13 protein-coding genes are annotated in these 16136 nt (G+C 71.9%); 4 read left to right on the top strand and 9 right to left on the bottom strand.

What is annotated here, in order from left to right:
• Window positions 1–2: 2 nt before the first annotated feature.
• From ACIOHP_RS12295 to ACIOHP_RS12275, 5 genes are all read right to left on the bottom strand, one after another.
• Window positions 3–989, bottom strand: a complete 987-nt coding sequence (locus ACIOHP_RS12295; protein ID WP_401886212.1) for a nucleoside triphosphate pyrophosphohydrolase — start codon at window positions 987–989, stop codon at window positions 3–5.
• Window positions 990–1077: 88 nt separating this feature from the next.
• Window positions 1078–1722, bottom strand: a complete 645-nt coding sequence (locus tag ACIOHP_RS12290) for a SurA N-terminal domain-containing protein (protein ID WP_361538078.1) — start codon at window positions 1720–1722, stop codon at window positions 1078–1080.
• A 172-nt stretch (window positions 1723–1894) separates the two neighbouring features.
• Entirely contained in the window at window positions 1895–3388 is a 1494-nt protein-coding gene (locus tag ACIOHP_RS12285) for a serine/threonine-protein kinase (RefSeq protein WP_361538824.1), read from the bottom strand.
• A gap of 38 nt (window positions 3389–3426) precedes the next feature.
• Window positions 3427–4062: a hypothetical protein gene (locus tag ACIOHP_RS12280; protein ID WP_361538080.1), complete on the bottom strand. Its 636-nt coding sequence runs from the start codon at window positions 4060–4062 to the stop codon at window positions 3427–3429.
• 215 nt (window positions 4063–4277) lie between these two features.
• The gene (locus tag ACIOHP_RS12275; RefSeq protein ID WP_361538082.1) at window positions 4278–6374 is read right to left on the bottom strand and encodes an N-6 DNA methylase; all 2097 of its coding nucleotides are present in this window, start codon (window positions 6372–6374) and stop codon (window positions 4278–4280) included.
• Between the two features lie 230 nt (window positions 6375–6604).
• Here ACIOHP_RS12275 and ACIOHP_RS12270 point away from each other — a divergent pair, with 230 nt between their 5' ends.
• A complete protein-coding gene (locus tag ACIOHP_RS12270; protein ID WP_401886207.1) occupies window positions 6605–7285 on the top strand; it encodes a hypothetical protein in 681 nt (226 codons plus the stop codon).
• A gap of 130 nt (window positions 7286–7415) precedes the next feature.
• Window positions 7416–8219, top strand: a complete 804-nt coding sequence (locus tag ACIOHP_RS12265; RefSeq protein WP_401886204.1) for a hypothetical protein — start codon at window positions 7416–7418, stop codon at window positions 8217–8219.
• A gap of 6 nt (window positions 8220–8225) precedes the next feature.
• Here ACIOHP_RS12265 and ACIOHP_RS12260 read toward each other — a convergent pair whose 3' ends face one another.
• Entirely contained in the window at window positions 8226–8975 is a 750-nt protein-coding gene (locus ACIOHP_RS12260; protein ID WP_401886200.1) for an N-acetyltransferase, read from the bottom strand.
• Window positions 8976–9037: 62 nt separating this feature from the next.
• The gene (locus ACIOHP_RS12255; RefSeq protein WP_361538090.1) at window positions 9038–9808 is read right to left on the bottom strand and encodes an HNH endonuclease family protein; all 771 of its coding nucleotides are present in this window, start codon (window positions 9806–9808) and stop codon (window positions 9038–9040) included.
• 162 nt (window positions 9809–9970) lie between these two features.
• Here ACIOHP_RS12255 and ACIOHP_RS12250 point away from each other — a divergent pair, with 162 nt between their 5' ends.
• Window positions 9971–10156 carry an Rv0909 family putative TA system antitoxin gene (locus ACIOHP_RS12250; RefSeq protein ID WP_266891405.1) on the top strand — a complete coding sequence of 62 codons (186 nt, stop codon included), beginning with the start codon at window positions 9971–9973 and terminating at the stop codon, window positions 10154–10156.
• Between the two features lie 578 nt (window positions 10157–10734).
• Here the strand turns inward: ACIOHP_RS12250 and ACIOHP_RS12245 are convergent.
• Window positions 10735–11643, bottom strand: coding sequence for a hypothetical protein (locus ACIOHP_RS12245; protein ID WP_401886195.1), 909 nt, complete (start codon window positions 11641–11643; stop codon window positions 10735–10737).
• Window positions 11644–11759: 116 nt separating this feature from the next.
• On the opposite strand from ACIOHP_RS12245, the gene ACIOHP_RS12240 reads away from it, so the two are divergent.
• Window positions 11760–12344: a TetR/AcrR family transcriptional regulator gene (locus ACIOHP_RS12240; protein WP_401886193.1), complete on the top strand. Its 585-nt coding sequence runs from the start codon at window positions 11760–11762 to the stop codon at window positions 12342–12344.
• Between the two features lie 177 nt (window positions 12345–12521).
• Here ACIOHP_RS12240 and mfd read toward each other — a convergent pair whose 3' ends face one another.
• Window positions 12522–16052: a transcription-repair coupling factor gene (mfd, locus tag ACIOHP_RS12235; protein WP_401886191.1), complete on the bottom strand. Its 3531-nt coding sequence runs from the start codon at window positions 16050–16052 to the stop codon at window positions 12522–12524.
• Window positions 16053–16136: the final 84 nt, after the last annotated feature.

Genomic DNA, 16136 nt, shown 5'->3' with positions numbered 1-16136 from the left:
TACTAAGCGCCGACGCCCTCAGTAGCGCGAACCGCATCCCGATAGGCCCGCGCGGCAACACGCAGCGCCGCCTCCGGATCGACACCGTCGGCCTCCGCCCGCGCCGCCAGCGCGAGCAGTTCGTACCCGATGCCCTCCCCGGTGGGAAGCGGTACCTCCAGCCCCGCCGTGCGCACCCGGGACGCCAGTTTGGCGGCGAGCGCCAGGCCCGGCTGGCCGAGGGGGATGCCGTCCGTCACCGACTCCCGCTGCTTCTCTATGGCCTTCGTGCGCAGCCAGTGCTCCTTCACCTCCTCGGGGGTCGTCGCGGTCTCGTCGCCGAAGACGTGCGGGTGGCGGTGGATGAGCTTGGTGACGATGCCGCCCGCCACGTCGTCGATGGAGAAGGGGGCGTCCGGGTCCTCCTCCGCGATGCGGGCGTGGAAGACGACCTGGAGGAGGACGTCGCCGAGTTCTTCGCGGAGTTCGTCGCGGTCGCCCTCCTCGATGGCCTCGACGAGTTCGTAGGCCTCCTCGATGCCGTACTTGGCGAGGCCCTTGTGGGTCTGCTGGGAGGACCAGGGGCACTCGGCGCGGATGCGGTCCATGACCTGGACGAGGTCGAGGAGTCGGGCGCCCGGGAGGTCGTAGGAGGCGGGGAGGAGTTCCAGGTCGGGCATGGACACGCGGCCCGAGCCGGCGAGGCGGGCGAGGCCGTCGGTGAGCCGGGGCTCGCCCTCGCCCGTGGCGACCACGACCACGGTGTGGCCGCCCGCGCACGCCTCGACCAGTTCCTCCGCGGTCGGGGAGGCCTCGTCGACCTGTATCCCGGCCTCACGCAGATACGGCAGCTGCGGGTGCGCACCGTCCGCGCACAGCACCCGGTCGGCGTCGTGCAGCGCCTGCCAGGCGGGCCAGGACAGCAGGCCGGGGGCGACACGGTGGCTGGTGGTCAGCAGGACGATGCGGCCGGGGGCGGCCGGAGCGGATTCGGGGCTGGTGGTGTTCACAGCTCGAAGCTAACCCACACCGCCAACAGAGCCGATCACTTGTCCACAGACCCGGAGGTGCGGTGGGGTCGTATGACCGGCGATGGCGTTACGCCGTCTCCTCTGTCCCCGTTGCCGTGACCTCCCGGACCCACGGCGTCTTCGCGTCGACGCGGCTGCTCTTCGCGTCGTCCCAGGTGCCGTAGCGGGGGTTGAGGTCGATGTCGAGTTTCTTGGACGCCTTGGCCAGGGCCTGCCAGAAGTCGGCCTTGCCGGTGTCGGTGCCGAGGACGGCTGCGAGTTTCTGCGCCTCGAGCTGGAGGCGGAGGTTCTCGTCGAGGCGCTCGGGGGCGATGCCGTAGCGCTGGAGCCAGGCCGTCTCCAGGGCCTTGGCGCCGCCCGCCTGCTGTTCCAGGCCGGTGCGCATGTCCTGGATCTCCTTGCGGGTGACCGTCACCCCGGCGTCCTGCGCCGCGCGGTGCAGGACCTCGTCGAGGACCATGCTGTGCAGGGTGTCCCGGCTGAGGGTGCCGGTCTTGGCGATGGCCTGCGCGTACTGCGCCTCGTCGGGCACCGCGGCGCGCTGTGCCTCGCGCACCTCGTTCACCCTGGTCTCCAGCTGGGCGACGGTGATCCGCTGGCCGCCGACGACGGCTGCCGCACCGGGATGCGCGTCGTTTCCGCAGGCGGTGAGGAAGGGCGCGGCGACGATCGCGGCGGAAAGGAGGAGCGCGGTGCGACGGCGGCGGTGCAAGGAAGCCTCCCGAGGAGATTGTGCGACGGTGCACAAAGTCTTGCGGTGATCGATGGTAGGCAGTGGACAAGCTCTGGCCAACCCATTCGACCAACGATTCACCAGGACTTCGGGCACCGACGCACTCTGTCGAGGAACGCGGGGCGGTATCCGTGTGCGGCCAGCGCCGCGTTCAGCCGCGCACCTGCCCCAGCCACTCCAGCGTGCGCCGGACCTCGACCGCGAGCGGGTGGCCGGGGCCGTGCAGGCGTTCCACGTCGTGCACGAGGCGGGCCAGGGTGTCGTGGGCGGCGGGGCGGTCGCCGAGGGCGAGCAGGAGGTGGCCGATGCGGCGGCGGACGTCGTGGGCGAGCTCGGGGTCGCCGGCCACGTACTGGTTCTCGTAGTACGGCAGCAGCGCGCGGTACTCGGCGAGGGCCGCCGCCGGTTCGCCGAGCTGCTCCAGGCACTGGGCGGCCTCGTAGCGGAAGCGCAGCGACTGGGGGTCGGCCTGGCCGGCCTCGGCGGCGCGTTCGTCGGCGAGGCGGCGCAGTTCGGGCAGCGCGCGCCGGTACTGGCCGTCGTCCATGAGCGTGGCGGCGTACTGCTTGCGCAGGGTGCGGACGACCGGGGAGTGCTCGCCGTGCTGTTCGGCGGCGGCGGGCAGGATCGCGCCGAGGATGTCGACGGCCTGGGTGATGCGGCCTTCGCCGAGGAGGCGCTTGACCTCGTCGACGGCGCGTGCGACGTCGGGTTTCTCGGCGGGGGGCGCGTGCGGCGCGGCGGGCGCCGGCTGGGGTGCGGGGGTGCGGGCGCGGTCCGGCCAGGGGGCGTGCGGGCGAAGGAAGGGGCGCGTGGGGTCGAGGGGCGCCCCTGTGGGGGTCCCGCGCGCGGGCAGGAGCAGCGACAGGTGCTCGTACACCTCCTGCGCGCTGGCGGGCCGGTGCTGCGGGTCCTTGGCGAGCAGGCGCAGGACGAGCGCCTCGAGCGCCTCGGGGACCTCGGGGCGCAGGCGGCGGACGGGGAGCGGGGGCTCGTAGAGGTGGCGGTGCAGCACACCGAGCGCCGTGGAGCCGGAGAACGGGACGTCGCCGCTGAGGAGCTCGTGGAGCAGTACGCCGAGTGCGTACAGGTCGGTGTAGGGGCCGACCGCGCCGCCCATGGCCTGCTCGGGCGCCATGTAGGCGGGCGAGCCGATGGGGGTGCCGGTATGGGTGAGGCGGGTGGTGTCGGCGTCCATGACGGAGGCGACGCCGAGGTCGAGGACGGTGACGGTGCCGTCCTGCTTCACCATCACGTTGCGGGGCTTGAGGTCGCGGTGGACGATCGGCACGGCGTGCACGGCGCTCAGCACGGCGCAGAGTTGCGCGGCGACCGCGACGGCCCACTGCCAGGGGTACGGGTCGTGCTCGGCGAGGTGGTCGGAGAGGTCCGCGCCGTCGACGTACTGCATGACGAGGAACAGCTCCTCGCCCTCGCTGCCCGCGTCGTGCACGGTGACGAGTCCGGGGTGGTCGACCTGTGCGGTCACCCGGCATTCGCGGACGAACCGGCGGCGCAGTTCGTCGGCCTCCTGCCCGGCCACCTTGTCGGGGCGCAGCAGCTTCACCGCCACGCGCCGGTCGAGCCGTTGGTCGTAGGCCGTCCAGACCTGTCCCATGCCGCCCTGTCCGATGAGCGTGGACAGTTCATAGCGGCCTGCGACGACACGTCCTGTCGTCACGGTCACCTTCCGCCCTCATAGCCGCCGTTGGGGTTGCCGTCCTGGCGGCGCAGGTAGTCGCTCAGTTCGTCGAGTTCGGCGCGCACCTGGTCGATGCGGGCGGGCGCGGGGCGCTGGGGCGGCTGCGTCGGGGGCACGGGCGCGGGGGGCGCCGCGTCGCGGGGGGCGGGCGGGGGCGGCAGCGGGTTCCGCGGCATCGGCGCGGGTGTCTGCGGCAGGGTCGCGGCGGTGTACGGCGACTGGGGTTGCGGATACCCGTACGCCGGGGCGGGCTGCGGGCCGTAGGCCCCGTAGCGGAGCTGGTGGAAGTGGCGGATGTCCGCGGAGAGGTAGTACGCGATCGTGGCGATGAGGGTGCCCAGGAGCAGGACCAGGCCGGTCCAGCCGCCCACGGTGTGGATCTCGTCGCCGGGCTCCGTGCCGAGCAGTACCAGTCCGAGGACGACGGCGACGAACGAGGCCACGAACAGGACCCAGTCGAGCCCCCTGCGCGTCACGAGCGCCAGACGCAGCAGCATCGTCCAGGCCAGCAGGCCGATGGAGAAGATCGAGATCACCACGAACAGCACGCGCAGGAAGACCAGCAACGCCGGATGGGGCGGCTGCTTCACCGGCTGCGTGTAGCCGTGGCCATGCATGACAGCTCCTGGTGCCTGAGGTGGGCATACGTGGGCGGCCGACGCCCGGCAACCCCGTTCCTGCGATTGTCGCTTCGAGCGTATAGGCCGACAACGACATGCGGTCCAGGGTTGTACCGAACCGTTGTCGTGCTGATCACGTCGTACGGCGGCGCAGGTCATGGCGGGCGCGGCCGGAGGGCCGGATTCCGCAACTGTCGGGTGCCGCCCGGGCGTCAGTCGGGTGCGACCGTGCCGTCGGTGAGGCCGTCGTACATCCCGCGCACGAGCTGGTTCCCGAGCCTGCCCGCGTGCCGTAGCGCCCGCTCGAACTCGTCGAGTGCGCGGAAGCGCGCGCCGTAGCGCCGTTGTTCGTCGAGCGGGAGCCGGGGCAGTTGCAGACGGCGCACGTCCAGGCGGGTCGCGGTGGAGGCGTAGCTGCTGGCCTGACGGTTGTTGGCGGTGCCGCGCAGAAAGCCGGCGAGGAACCAGGGGTCGAGCGCCGTGGGATCGGGGCGCAGGAGCACGAGACTGCGCCCGAGGGCGGCGCCCCCGCTCGCGTCGTCGATCACGCGCGCCATCGAGCCGCCGCCGAGCACCGGCACGACGACGTCGCCCGGCTCGACGAGCACGGCCTCCTCGTCGCTCTCGGGGAGGGTGCCGGAGGGGGCGGTGCCGGCGATGACGTCGTGGTCGGTGAGGACGGGCACGCGCGCGTGGCCGCCGTTTCCGCCGGTGCGCATCACCAGGGCGCCTCCGCGCGCGAGTTCGCCGACGGTGGTGAGCGGCCAGCGTGCGGGCTGTGCGGTGTCGGCGGGTGGCGGGGTGAGGTCGGTGGTCAGGCGCAGGGTCTCCCCGAGGCGCTCGCGTACGGCTGTGAGCGCCTCCGCGCCGTCGGCCGCCGTGGCGGGCGGGAGGTGGCGGGCGGGGGCGAGGTCCACGTCGTCGTCGAGGAGGTCGATGACGGGCAGGGAGCGCGCGAGGCCGGGCCGCTCCTTGAGGGTGCCCGCGCGGTCGAAGGCCCGCCAGGCGTCGAGCACCGCTTCCCGCACGGCCCGCCAGTCGGGGCCGCCGCGCCCTTCGGTGGCGAACCGGCCGGTGTCGGCGAGCAGCACCTCGGGCTGGGCCGGCGCCTTCTCGGGGCGGCGCAGCACCCACAGGTGGAGCGGGATGTTGTACGGGGGCGCCGCGCCGACCGGCAGGGCGACGACCGCGCGCAGCGCACCCCGGCGCAGCAGGTCGGCGCGGATACGGCGACCCGAGCGGCGGGAGGCGGCGGCGGGCGGCATGAGGAGTACGGCGGTGCCGCCGTCCTTGAGGCGGGCGAGCGCGTGCTGCACCCAGGCCAGCTCGGACTCGGTGCGGGCCGGGAAGCCGTACTCCCAGCGGGGGTCGTAGGCGAGTTCGTCGTGCCCCCAGTTGCGCTCGTTGAACGGCGGGTGGCACAGGACGGCGTCGGCGCGCAGCTCGGGGTGGGCGTCGGCGCGCAGGGTGTCGCCGGTGGCGGCGTGCACGCCGGCGCGGGTGTGCAGGGCGAGCCGGAGTGCGGTGAGGGCGGCGAGGTCGGGGGCGCTGTCCTGGGCGTACAGCTCCTGGTCGGCGCGGGCGGTGACGGCGCGCAGCAGGGCGCCGGTACCGCAGGCCGGGTCGAGGACGGTGCGGGCGGGGCCCGCGAGGTCGGCCATGAGGCCGGCGAGGTCGGCGGGGGTGAGCGTGTACTGGCGCGGGTTGGCGTCGAGGTGGCGGCCGAGCAGGAACTCGAAGGTCTGCCGGGCGCCCAGCTCCGCCGCGAGCTCGGCGGCCCCGCGCAGGAGGGGGACGGAGGGGAGGAGTTCGGGGCCGAGGGGGGTGTGAAGGGCGGCTCGGGGGCTCACCGAGGGTGGGGTGTTCACAGCGCCGGGGCTGTTCACGGCGTCCGAGGTGTTCACAGCCGCCGCGGCACCGAACCGTGGTGCCAGTACCTCCTCCAGCACGCCCGGCAGCATCGCCGCCAGCCGCGCGTCGGAGCCGGCGCTCGCGTCCAGCCAGACGGTGGGGCGGTCGTGGATGAGCAGCAGGACGCAGCCGGCGTGGGTGAGGGCGGTGACCGGGCCCTCGGGGTGGCCCGAGAGCTGCTGCCAGACGCGTTCACGCAGCGGGACCTCGGCGAGTTTCCCCTGGTCACGCAGCCAGGTTTCGACCTCGGCGAGGGCGAAGGACGGGCTGGTCTCGGTGCCGCCGACCGGCTTGGGGAAGTCGGCGTGGCGGCGGCGCCAGTTACTGACGGCGGCGCGGCCGACGCCGGCCAGCCGGGCGATCCCGGCGGCGGTCACCTCTGTGGCGTTGTCCTGCACCGGTCCGGCTCCCCTCGTCGTACTGCGTGGCCCCGCGCGTCCCCGCAGTTGGCTGCGCTCCGCGTGTGACGCCGAGCATAGCGGCGTACGCAAGATCTACCGCTTCACGGCCGTGTACTCGCACCATCTTGTGAACCGTGTTGACTCGGTTCACACGCTCTGGTCTTATTGACCCAGCGAACGAAGGGCAGCCGAAAGGCGGCTGTCACCGTGTTGGAGGGGACACAGTCATGGGCATGAAGGGCAAGGTCGCGCTGGGGGCCGTCGTGGGGATCGTCGTCATCGGTGCCGTCTCGGCGAACGCCGGCGACGACAGCAGCGACTCCACGAGCAGCGACAAGGGCTCTTCGGCGTCCGCACAGGCGAAGCCCGGCGGCGAGAAGGAGGCGGCGGGGGCCGCCGAGGAGAAGAAGGCCGCCTTCGAGGGGGACGGCGACTTCCAGGTCGGTGCGGACATCAAGCCCGGCACCTACCGCACCAGCGGCAACGACGACGGCATGTGCTACTGGGAGCGCGCCAAGGACTCCTCCGGCGAGATGGACTCCCTGCTCGCCAACGACAATGTCACCGGCACCAGTTACGTGACCGTCAAGGCCTCCGACAAGCTCTTCAAGTCGAGCGACTGCAACGACTGGGAGGCCGTCGACACCAAGGCGAAGGGCTCCCCCGCGGCCTCGATGGCCGGCGACGGCGGCATGTTCAGAGTGGGCGCCGACATCGCCCCCGGCACCTACAAGTCCACCGGCAACAAGGACGACATGTGCTACTGGGAGCGCGCCAAGGACGCCGAGCACGGGCTCGACTCGATCATCGCGAACGACAACGTGACCGGCTCGGCCGTCGTCACGATCAGCGCCTCGGACACCTACTTCAAGACGTCCGGCTGCACGGACTGGAAGAAGACCGGCTGACGCCGGCCACCGAACGGCGCGGTCCGGCGGGGCCGACCCACGGCAGTACCCGCCGGACCGCGCTCCCTTTCCGCACGCCGCGCGTCCCACCGCGCCCGCTCACCACACCGCACACCACCGAGGAGTTCCCATGCGTCGTACCGCCCTTGCCGCTCTCTGCCTCACCGCCGCGACCGCTCTCGCGCTCACCGGCTGCCAGTCGGACCAGTCCGGCCGCTCCGGGAAGGACAAGGCGGACGGCAAAGCCCGCGGCTCCAGCCCGTCGAGCAGCCCGAGCAAGGCGAAGGAGCCGTTCGCCGGACTGACCGGCGGCGAGATCGCCGACCGGGCCGTCGAGGCCACGACCGGCGCCTCGTCGCTGCGGATGAAGGGGAACGTCCCCGACGACGAGTCCGGGGGCACCATCGCGATCGACATGGCCCTGGACAAGCAGGGCGAATGCGCCGGCACGATGAGCGTGGGCGGCCAGGGCAAGGCCGATCTGATCAAGGTCGGCGACATCGTCTACATGAAGTACGACGAGGCCTTCCTTCGCGCCCAGAGCAAGGGCGAGAAGAAGTCGGACGTGGACGCGGCCGTGGCGCTGCTGGCCGGGAAGTGGACCAAGATGTCCGCGAAGGGCGAGGACGCCAAGGCGATCACGGGCTTCTGCGACCTGGACACGGTGCTCGGCGACGCCGACGACGTGGACTCGGACTCGTCCCGCGGCAAGACGACCACCGTGGACGGCACGCCCGCGATCGTGCTGCACGAGCGGGAGGGCAAGGAGCGCTACACGCTCTACGTCGCCACCGAGGGCAAGCCGTATCTGCTGCGGGTGGACAGCGTCTCCGCGAGCGACCCGGGCAGCCTGACCTTCAGCGAGTACGACGAGCCCGTCCCCGCGCAGAAGCCCGGCGGCGAGATCCTCGACCTCGACGCCCTGGGCGCCTGAACCGCCCTACGGCTGCAGCGGATGCCGCATCCATACATTGGGCTCGACGTACACCGCGTACCCCCGCTCCGGCTCGCACCGCACCGGCACCAGCGCTCCGGGCACCTCGATGTCGCCCCGGGTGTCGAAGGGCAGCCCCGTCCAGCGGCGCCACTGCTCCAGCGAACCGGCCACCGTCATGGAGGCCGGCGACACGGAGTGGACGGTGGCGCCGGCCCGGGCGTGGACGCGCAGCCAGGGGTCGTGCGGGAGTCCGTCGGGGCGTACGCGGTGGGCGTACTCCTCGATGGGGGTGTGCGGTTCGAGGTGCTTGGCGCTGGGGCGGACGGGGGCGACGACCTCGCTGAAGCCGTGCGCCCGGGCGTTGTCGCGCATCGCCGACAGCATGCGGCCGGACAGGCCCTGGCCCTGGGCGTCAGGCCGGACGTTGATGGCGATCGCGCTGACGGTGTCGGGCCGGACCCCTCGGCGCAGGTCGGCGAAGGCCCACAGAAGCACTTCGTCCCAGCCTCGGGAGGGCAGTTCGCCCCGGCCCTCGGCGCCGAGGGCGAAGGGCACGCTGAACCCGGTGGCGACGACCTCGCCCCGCTCGTCCTCGGCGAACAGCACATACGCCGGGAACTCCCTGGCGATCCGGCCGTAGTGGTGGTCGCCCACCAGGTCCCTGGTGACGAACTCCGGCCAGCTGTCGGCCATCGCGACCACGCGCCCGTGGTCGTCGGGGCGTTCGGCGAGACTCGACACCGTCGCTTCCATGCGGTCACCGTAGGCGGGCGGCACCACGGCCGGGAACCGCTTTTCCGGCCCGGCCGGGCGGGTCAGCCCCCGCACTGCCGCAGCATCATCTCCTTGTCGGCCTTCGTCACAGGGAGCTCGTACTTCAGCGAGACCTGTGCGAAGCGCACCACGTACGAGCAGCGGATCTGCTTGTTCGGGGGCAGCCAGGACGCGGGGCCCGAGTCGCTCTTGGAGCCGTTGGTCGGGCCGTCCACCGGTATGAGGTTGAGCGGGTCGTTGGCGATGTCCTCGCGTTTGCCCTTGTCCCAGCGTGAGGCGCCCATCTGCCAGTCGTACGACAGCGGCATCACATGGTCGATCTGCACCGCCGTGGCACGGGACTTGACCCAGTCGATCTCCCTGCCGGTGTAGGGGTCGGCCAGGCTCATGGAGACGACGACGCAGTCCGAACCGGAGCGGAAGCGGACGTCCTCGCCGTCCCTCTGGAGGAGGTCGTTGCGGGTGTCGCAGCCGTTGCGGGAGAAGGGGATGCCGCCGGGCGCGGAGTCCATCCAGGCGTAGCCGAACTCGTCCCGGTCGTAGCCCGTCTTGGGGCCGCGGCCCTTGGTCTCCACCTTCTCGATCAGGGCGCGCGCCTCGGCTCTGTCGGCGTCCGTGGTGATGGCCGCGAGGCCGGCCTTGGTGCCGTCCGGGTTGTCCAGCGGGCTCACCGCCCGGCCGGAGCTCACGGCCGGGCCGGAGCCGGACGGTTCGCTGTCCGCGGGCAGTTCCACGCCCTCACAGCCGGCGAGCAGTACGACCATGCCGAGCATCGCCGCGGCGCCCGCGGCCCCGCCCCTCAGACGCGTCACGGTGCGTCCCTCCCCTTGTTCTCCTGGTCCACCCCGCACGAGCCGGTCGTGCCCGCTCTCACGGTACTGGCCGAGAGGTCCAGACCATATAGGGCTTCAAGGGGCATACATCTCATCTCGGGCGTATGGTCATTGCTGAGTCACCTCCGGAAGGAGCTCTGGATGGGCATCCTCGACAGGTTCAAGAGCAACCGCACGGCGCAGGACAAGGCCAAGAACATGTCCGACGCGGCGGAACGCAAGGCCAACGAGAAGACGGGCAACAAGTACGAGAGCCAGGTCGACGACGGGCAGCAGAGGATCGAAGGCGCGATGGGCATGGATCGCGACAGGCCCGAGCAGCCGTAAGACCGGCAGACCCCACGGAGGAGCACGAGACCCCTGCCGGGCGCACCGCCCAGGCGACCGGGGTCCCCTGAACCACCTTGCAACCGAGGCCGTCCACGGAGACACGACTCCCGCGGACGGCCTCGCGCTTCCGGTGGGCCCTCATCTCTCCCCCAGGAACACGACGCGGTCCGCTTCCGCGTCGAACGCCAGGAACGGATGACCACAGGCGCCCTCGGGGTCCATGAAAACCGACTTGCCGAGCCGCCCGCGAGCATGTTCTCCGCCGGCCGGACCCGGAGTTGGGGGCACTCCGCATCCGGCGGCGGGGCGAGTACCTTCGCGGCTCGCGGCAGCGGGAGCTCGGTGGCGCCTTCCCTGTACTCTTGGCTCCAGCCGCGTTCCACGACGAGGTCGAGCAGCGTCTGCCAGTCGGCGGCCGAGGTGCCCGGGACGCGGAGGTCCGGCAGTGACCCCGTCACGTCCGGGTCGATGTACTCCTTGACGTCGCGCCACAGCAGGTCGGACATGCCGCCATGCTGCCGCGAGAGCACTGCGGACGCAGTCGGTTTTCCGGCGGCCGCCTCCCCGGACTCCGTTCAGACCTTGCCTATCCCCAGCGTCGTCTCCGAAGGGAGCAGCCCCGAGGACAGCACCATCACCCAGAAGTCGCCGAGCAGTTCGACGAGGCGGTCGGTGTCGGTCCGGCCGAGGGAGTGCCAGGGGGCGGCGGCTAGTTGGTCGGTGTGCTGCTCGACCTGGTGGCGCAGGGCGCGGCCGGCTTCCGTTGCCGTGCCGTCCTCGTCGACCAGGCCTCGGGCGGTCAGGCGTTCGCGGGCGGCCGACCATTCCGCGTCGCTCCAGCCGCGGCTCCCGAAGCGCTCGACGGACGCGGCGCCTATCCCCGCGAAGGAGACGAGCGACTCGGCCGGGTCGAGGTCGGCGATGAGCAGGGCGGCGAGATGGCCGTCGCCGCGATGCTCGCGCAGGATCGTCGCCGCGTGCCACAGCTGGAGGTGCGGGATCGTGGGCCACTCCAGCTCGGCGTTGGCCGCGGCGAGGGGCCGGCCCGCGATGTTCACCGCTTCGGCGGCCCGGCGTGCGAGGGCGGCGGCCTCCGCCAGTTCGGGGCTGTCGACGCGCTCGCCGAATATCTCCCGGTACGCCCTGTCGATGCCTCGCAGCCGCGCCGCCAGCACCGCCTCGGGGCTCGCGACGCTCCACGCGGAGCCGATGTGCTCGGCGACCATGCGGGGGCTGAAGCTGTAGAACGCGGAGGTCACCCGCTCGGCGCCCACCGCGCCCAACGGGGCCGCGCGGAGCGGGAAGTAGCTCGGCCAGCGCTCCTCGGTGTCGTAGCCGAGCGTCGCCGCCTCCTCGAAGACCTCCGGCGCGTAGTACACCACCGCGTGCAGAGGTTCCAGCAGGTGCCAGAGCTGGCGCACGCGGGCCGGGGCGACGCCGGCGGTGACCGTACCGGTACCGGTCTCGCTCTCGTGCTGCGACATGACATGACTCCTCGTCGTATCCACGTGCTTCGGACCAGCTCCACAACTTGACACTGACAAGATTGCCCGAGCCGCACCAACTTGTCAATGCCTAGATTGGGCGTACGCTGCTGTCCATGGCATCCGCGGACACCACGAAACCGGCCTCGCGCCGCCCCTATCACCACGGCGATCTGCGCCGCGCCATCCTCACCGCCGCGCTGGACGTCATCGCCGCCGACGGCCCGTCCGCGCTGAGCCTGCGCGACCTCGCCCGCCGGGCCGGGGTGTCCCACGCGGCCCCCGCCCATCACTTCGGGGACCGCACCGGCCTGCTCACGGCGATCGCGGCGGAGGGGTTCGGCCTGCTGGCGACCGCGCTGCGGGAGGCACCCGACCTCAAGGAGGCGGGCGTGCGCTATGTGCGCTTCGCGCGCGAGCACCCGGCGCACTTCCAGGTGATGTTCTCGCCGGGACTGCTACGCGCGGACGACCTCGAACTGACCACCGCCCGCACCCTCGCCGGCGACGCCCTGCGCGAGGCCGTGTCCGGGGTGGACCCCGAGGGCATCGAGCCCCGCCTCGCGGGCGTCGCGGCCTGGTCCCTCGCGCACGGCTTCGCCACGCTGCTGCTCGGACACAACCTGGACGGGCCGGTGGACGGCAGGGATCCGGAGGAGGTCTTCCGCACGTTGGCGGGAATGCTGTTCCGGGCCACGTGAGCCGGTGGTGCTCCGGGCCACGTGAGCGCGTGCTGCTCCGGGCCACGTGGCGGGGTCGTCAGGAAGGCGGCAGTGATTGCGGCTGATACAGCAGCCGCTTCCCACTCCCGCCTCCAACGGACATTCCGACAGGCATTCCGACAGCCGTGTCCGGCACGGCCCCGGAAACCGGGCGGGCTACGACCCCAGGATCGACGCCAGGAACTCCCCCACCCAGCCCAGCAGTTCCCGCCCGACAAGCGGCTTGCCGCCCACCTTCGCCGTCTTCGGCCGCGGCACCAGCAGCTGATGCGCCGCCGGCTTGATGACGGTCCCGGGGTACAGCCGCTTGACCCGCAGTTCCTGCGACTCGCGCAACTCCACCGGTGCGAAGCGGATGTTGGTGCCCTGGAGGACGATCTCGCCGACGCCGCACGCGCGTGCCAGCATCCGCAGACCTGCCACCAGGAGGAGGTTCTCCACGGGTTCCGGCAACTTGCCGTAGCGGTCGACGAGTTCTTCCCGTACGGCCTTGACGTCGTCCTCGGTGTTGGCCGAGGCGATCGAGCGGTAGGCCTGGAGGCGGAGCCGCTCGCCCGGGGCGTAGTCGTGCGGGACGTGGGCGTCGACCGGGAGCTCGATCTTGACCTCGAGAGGCGGCTCCTCCTCGACGCCGCCCTCCAGGGAGGCCCGGTAGTCGGCCACGGCCTCGCCGACCATGCGGACGTACAGGTCGAAGCCGACGCCCGCGATGTGGCCGGACTGTTCGCCACCAAGCAGGTTTCCGGCGCCTCGGATCTCCAGGTCCTTCATCGCCACGTACATGCCCGCGCCCATCTCCGTGTGCTGGGCGATGGTCGCCAGACGCTCGTGGGCCGTCTCGGTGAGGGGCTTCTCCGGGGGGTAGAGGAAGTAGGCGTAGCCGCGCTCCCTGCCTCGGCCCACCCGGCCCCGCAGCTGGTGCAGCTGCGACAGACCGAAGTTGTCTCCCCGCTCCACGATCAGTGTGTTCGCGTTCGAGATGTCGATGCCCGACTCCACGATCGTCGTCGACACGAGCACGTCGAACTTCTTCTCCCAGAAGTCGACCACCACCTGCTCCAGCGCCGTCTCCGACATCTGGCCGTGCGCCGTCGCGATCCGGGCCTCCGGCACGATCTCGCGCAGGCGGGCGGCCGCGCGGTCGATGGACTCGACCCTGTTGTGGATGTAGAAGACCTGGCCCTCGCGCAGCAGTTCACGGCGGATCGCCGCGCCGATCTGCTTCTCCTCGTACGGGCCGACGAAGGTCAGTACCGGGTGGCGCTCCTCCGGCGGGGTCGTGATCGTCGACATCTCGCGGATGCCCGTGACCGCCATCTCCAGGGTCCTGGGGATCGGTGTCGCGGACATCGTCAGTACGTCGACGTTGGCGCGCAGCTTCTTCAGCTGCTCCTTGTGCTCGACGCCGAAGCGCTGCTCCTCGTCGACGATGACCAGGCCCAGGTCCTTGAACTTGGTCTCGGACGAGAACAGCCGGTGGGTGCCGATGACGACGTCCACCGAGCCCTCGCGCAGGCCCTCCAGGACCGCCTTCGCCTCGGTGTCCGTCTGGAAGCGGCTGAGCGCCCGCACGTTCACCGGGAACTGCGAGTAGCGCTCGGAGAAGGTGCCGAAGTGCTGCTGCACCAGCAGGGTCGTCGGTACGAGGACCGCGACCTGCTTGCCGTCCTGCACCGCCTTGAACGCGGCCCGGACCGCGATCTCCGTCTTGCCGTAGCCGACGTCGCCGCAGATCAGGCGGTCCATGGGGACCGACTTCTCCATGTCCTCCTTGACCTCGGCGATGGTCGTCAGCTGGTCCGGGGTCTCGACGTACGGGAACGCGTCCTCCAGCTCGCGCTGCCACGGGGTGTCCGGACCGAAGGTGTGCCCGGGTGCCGCCATGCGCGCGCTGTAGAGCTTGATGAGGTCGGCCGCGATCTCCTTGACGGCCTTCTTCGCGCGGGCCTTCGTCTTCGTCCAGTCGGCGCCGCCCAGCCGGTGCAGGGTCGGGGCCTCGCCGCCCACGTACTTGGTGATCTGTTCCAGCTGGTCCGTCGGGATGTAGAGACGGTCGCCGGGCTGGCCGCGCTTGGCGGGGGCGTACTCGACGACGAGGTACTCGCGCGTGGCGCTCTGCACGGTGCGCTGCACCATCTCGATGTAGCGGCCCACGCCGTGCTGCTCGTGGACGATGTAGTCGCCCGCCTCCAGGCTCAGCGGGTCGATCGTCTTGCGGCGCCGGGCGGGCATCCGGGCGCCGTCCTTGCCGGCCGCCTTCTGGCCGGTCAGGTCGGTCTCGGTGAGCACGGCGAGCTTCAACGAGGGGTCGATGAAGCCGTAGTCGATCGAGCCGCACGCCACGTGTACGACGGACGGGGCGATCGTCCCCAGCTCCGCCTCCAGGCGGGCCGCGATGCCCTCGCCGCCCAGCACCTCGACCGTACGGGCCGCCGGGCCGTGCGCCTCGGTCACGAAGACCGTGCGCCAGCCGTCGGCGAGCCAGCCCTTGGTGTCGGCGAGGGCCTTCGCGGTGTCGCCGCGGTAGGTCTCGGGGGCGTGCATCCCGAGCTTGAGGGTGTCCGCCTCCAGCTCCAGATCCGCCGCGAACGGCGACACCGACCACCACATCATGTCCAGTTCGCGCGCCCGGTCCCGGACGTCCGCGATCGACCACAGGGAGGCCGCGCCGACGTCGATCGGCGCCTCGCCGCCTCCCGCCGTGGCCGCCCAGGAGGCCTGCAGGAACTCCTGCGACGTCGCCACGAGATCCGCGGCACGCGTGCGTACCCGCTCCGGATCGCATACGACGGCCATGGCGCCCTTCGGCAGTACGTCGACCAGGAGCTCCATCTCGTCGACGAGGACCGGCGCGAGGGACTCCATGCCCTCCACGGCGATCCCCTCGCCGATCTTGCCGAGCAGTTCGCCCAGCTCCGGGTGGAGCTCGGCGAGGGCGCGTGCACGCGCGCGTACGTCGTCGGTGAGGAGCAGCTCGCGGCAGGGCGGGGCCCACAGGCCCGGCTCGGCGACCTCCAGGGAGCGCTGGTCGGCGACCTTGAAGTAGCGGATCTCCTCCACGTCGTCGCCCCAGAACTCGATGCGGAGCGGGTGTTCCTCCGTGGGCGGGAAGACGTCCAGGATGCCGCCGCGTACGGCGAACTCTCCGCGCTTCTCCACGAGCTCCACGCGCGCGTAGGCGGCGGCGCCGAGGGCGTCGACAATGGCGTTCAGATCGGCGGTCTGTCCCGTGCGCAGGGCGACCGGTTCGAGGTCGCCGAGGCCCTTGACCTGTGGCTGGAGCACGGAGCGCACCGGGGCCACGACCACCGACACCGGGCCCGTCTCGGGGTCGTCCGGGCGGGGGTGGGCCAGGCGGCGCAGGACGGCGAGGCGGCGGCCGACGGTGTCGCTGCGGGGGCTGAGGCGTTCGTGCGGGAGGGTCTCCCACGAGGGGTACTCGACGACGCCCTCCTGCGGGAGCAGGGAGCGCAGGGCCGCGGCCAGGTCCTCGGCCTCGCGGCCGGTCGCCGTCACGGCGAGTACGGGGCGGCCGGCTTCCCGGGCGAGTGCGGCGATCGCGAAGGGGCGGGCTGCCGGGGGGCCGACCAGGTCGACGTGCATGCGGTTGCCGTCTGCGGCCGCGGTGATCGCTTCCGTGAGGGCGGTGTCCTTGACGACGGCGTCGAGCAGACCGTGCAGGCTCATTCGGGGCGGCTTTCGTCCGAGGGTGGGCAACGCGAATCGCCCGACGCGGTGACCGGCCGGGGGGTATCCAGCGTACGTCGCCGC

The organism is Streptomyces sp. NPDC087859 (genome assembly GCF_044742595.1).
Lineage (GTDB): Bacteria > Actinomycetota > Actinomycetes > Streptomycetales > Streptomycetaceae > Streptomyces > Streptomyces canus_F.
Note: the sequence above shows the minus strand (reverse complement) of the source record. Positions and strands in the feature narration are given on the sequence as shown.

Excerpts from the sequence above, each read along its gene's own strand:
- ACIOHP_RS12250 (WP_266891405.1), top strand. The coding sequence starts at position 9,971 with ATGGGCATCCTCGACAGGTTCAAGAGCAACCGCACGGCGCAGGACAAG.
- ACIOHP_RS12240 (WP_401886193.1), top strand. The coding sequence starts at position 11,760 with ATGGCATCCGCGGACACCACGAAACCGGCCTCGCGCCGCCCCTATCAC.
- ACIOHP_RS12280 (WP_361538080.1), bottom strand. The coding sequence starts at position 4,062 with ATGCATGGCCACGGCTACACGCAGCCGGTGAAGCAGCCGCCCCATCCG.
- ACIOHP_RS12270 (WP_401886207.1), top strand. The coding sequence starts at position 6,605 with ATGGGCATGAAGGGCAAGGTCGCGCTGGGGGCCGTCGTGGGGATCGTC.
- ACIOHP_RS12265 (WP_401886204.1), top strand. The coding sequence starts at position 7,416 with ATGCGTCGTACCGCCCTTGCCGCTCTCTGCCTCACCGCCGCGACCGCT.
- mfd (WP_401886191.1), bottom strand. The coding sequence starts at position 16,052 with ATGAGCCTGCACGGTCTGCTCGACGCCGTCGTCAAGGACACCGCCCTC.
- ACIOHP_RS12260 (WP_401886200.1), bottom strand. The coding sequence starts at position 8,975 with ATGGAAGCGACGGTGTCGAGTCTCGCCGAACGCCCCGACGACCACGGG.
- ACIOHP_RS12245 (WP_401886195.1), bottom strand. The coding sequence starts at position 11,643 with ATGTCGCAGCACGAGAGCGAGACCGGTACCGGTACGGTCACCGCCGGC.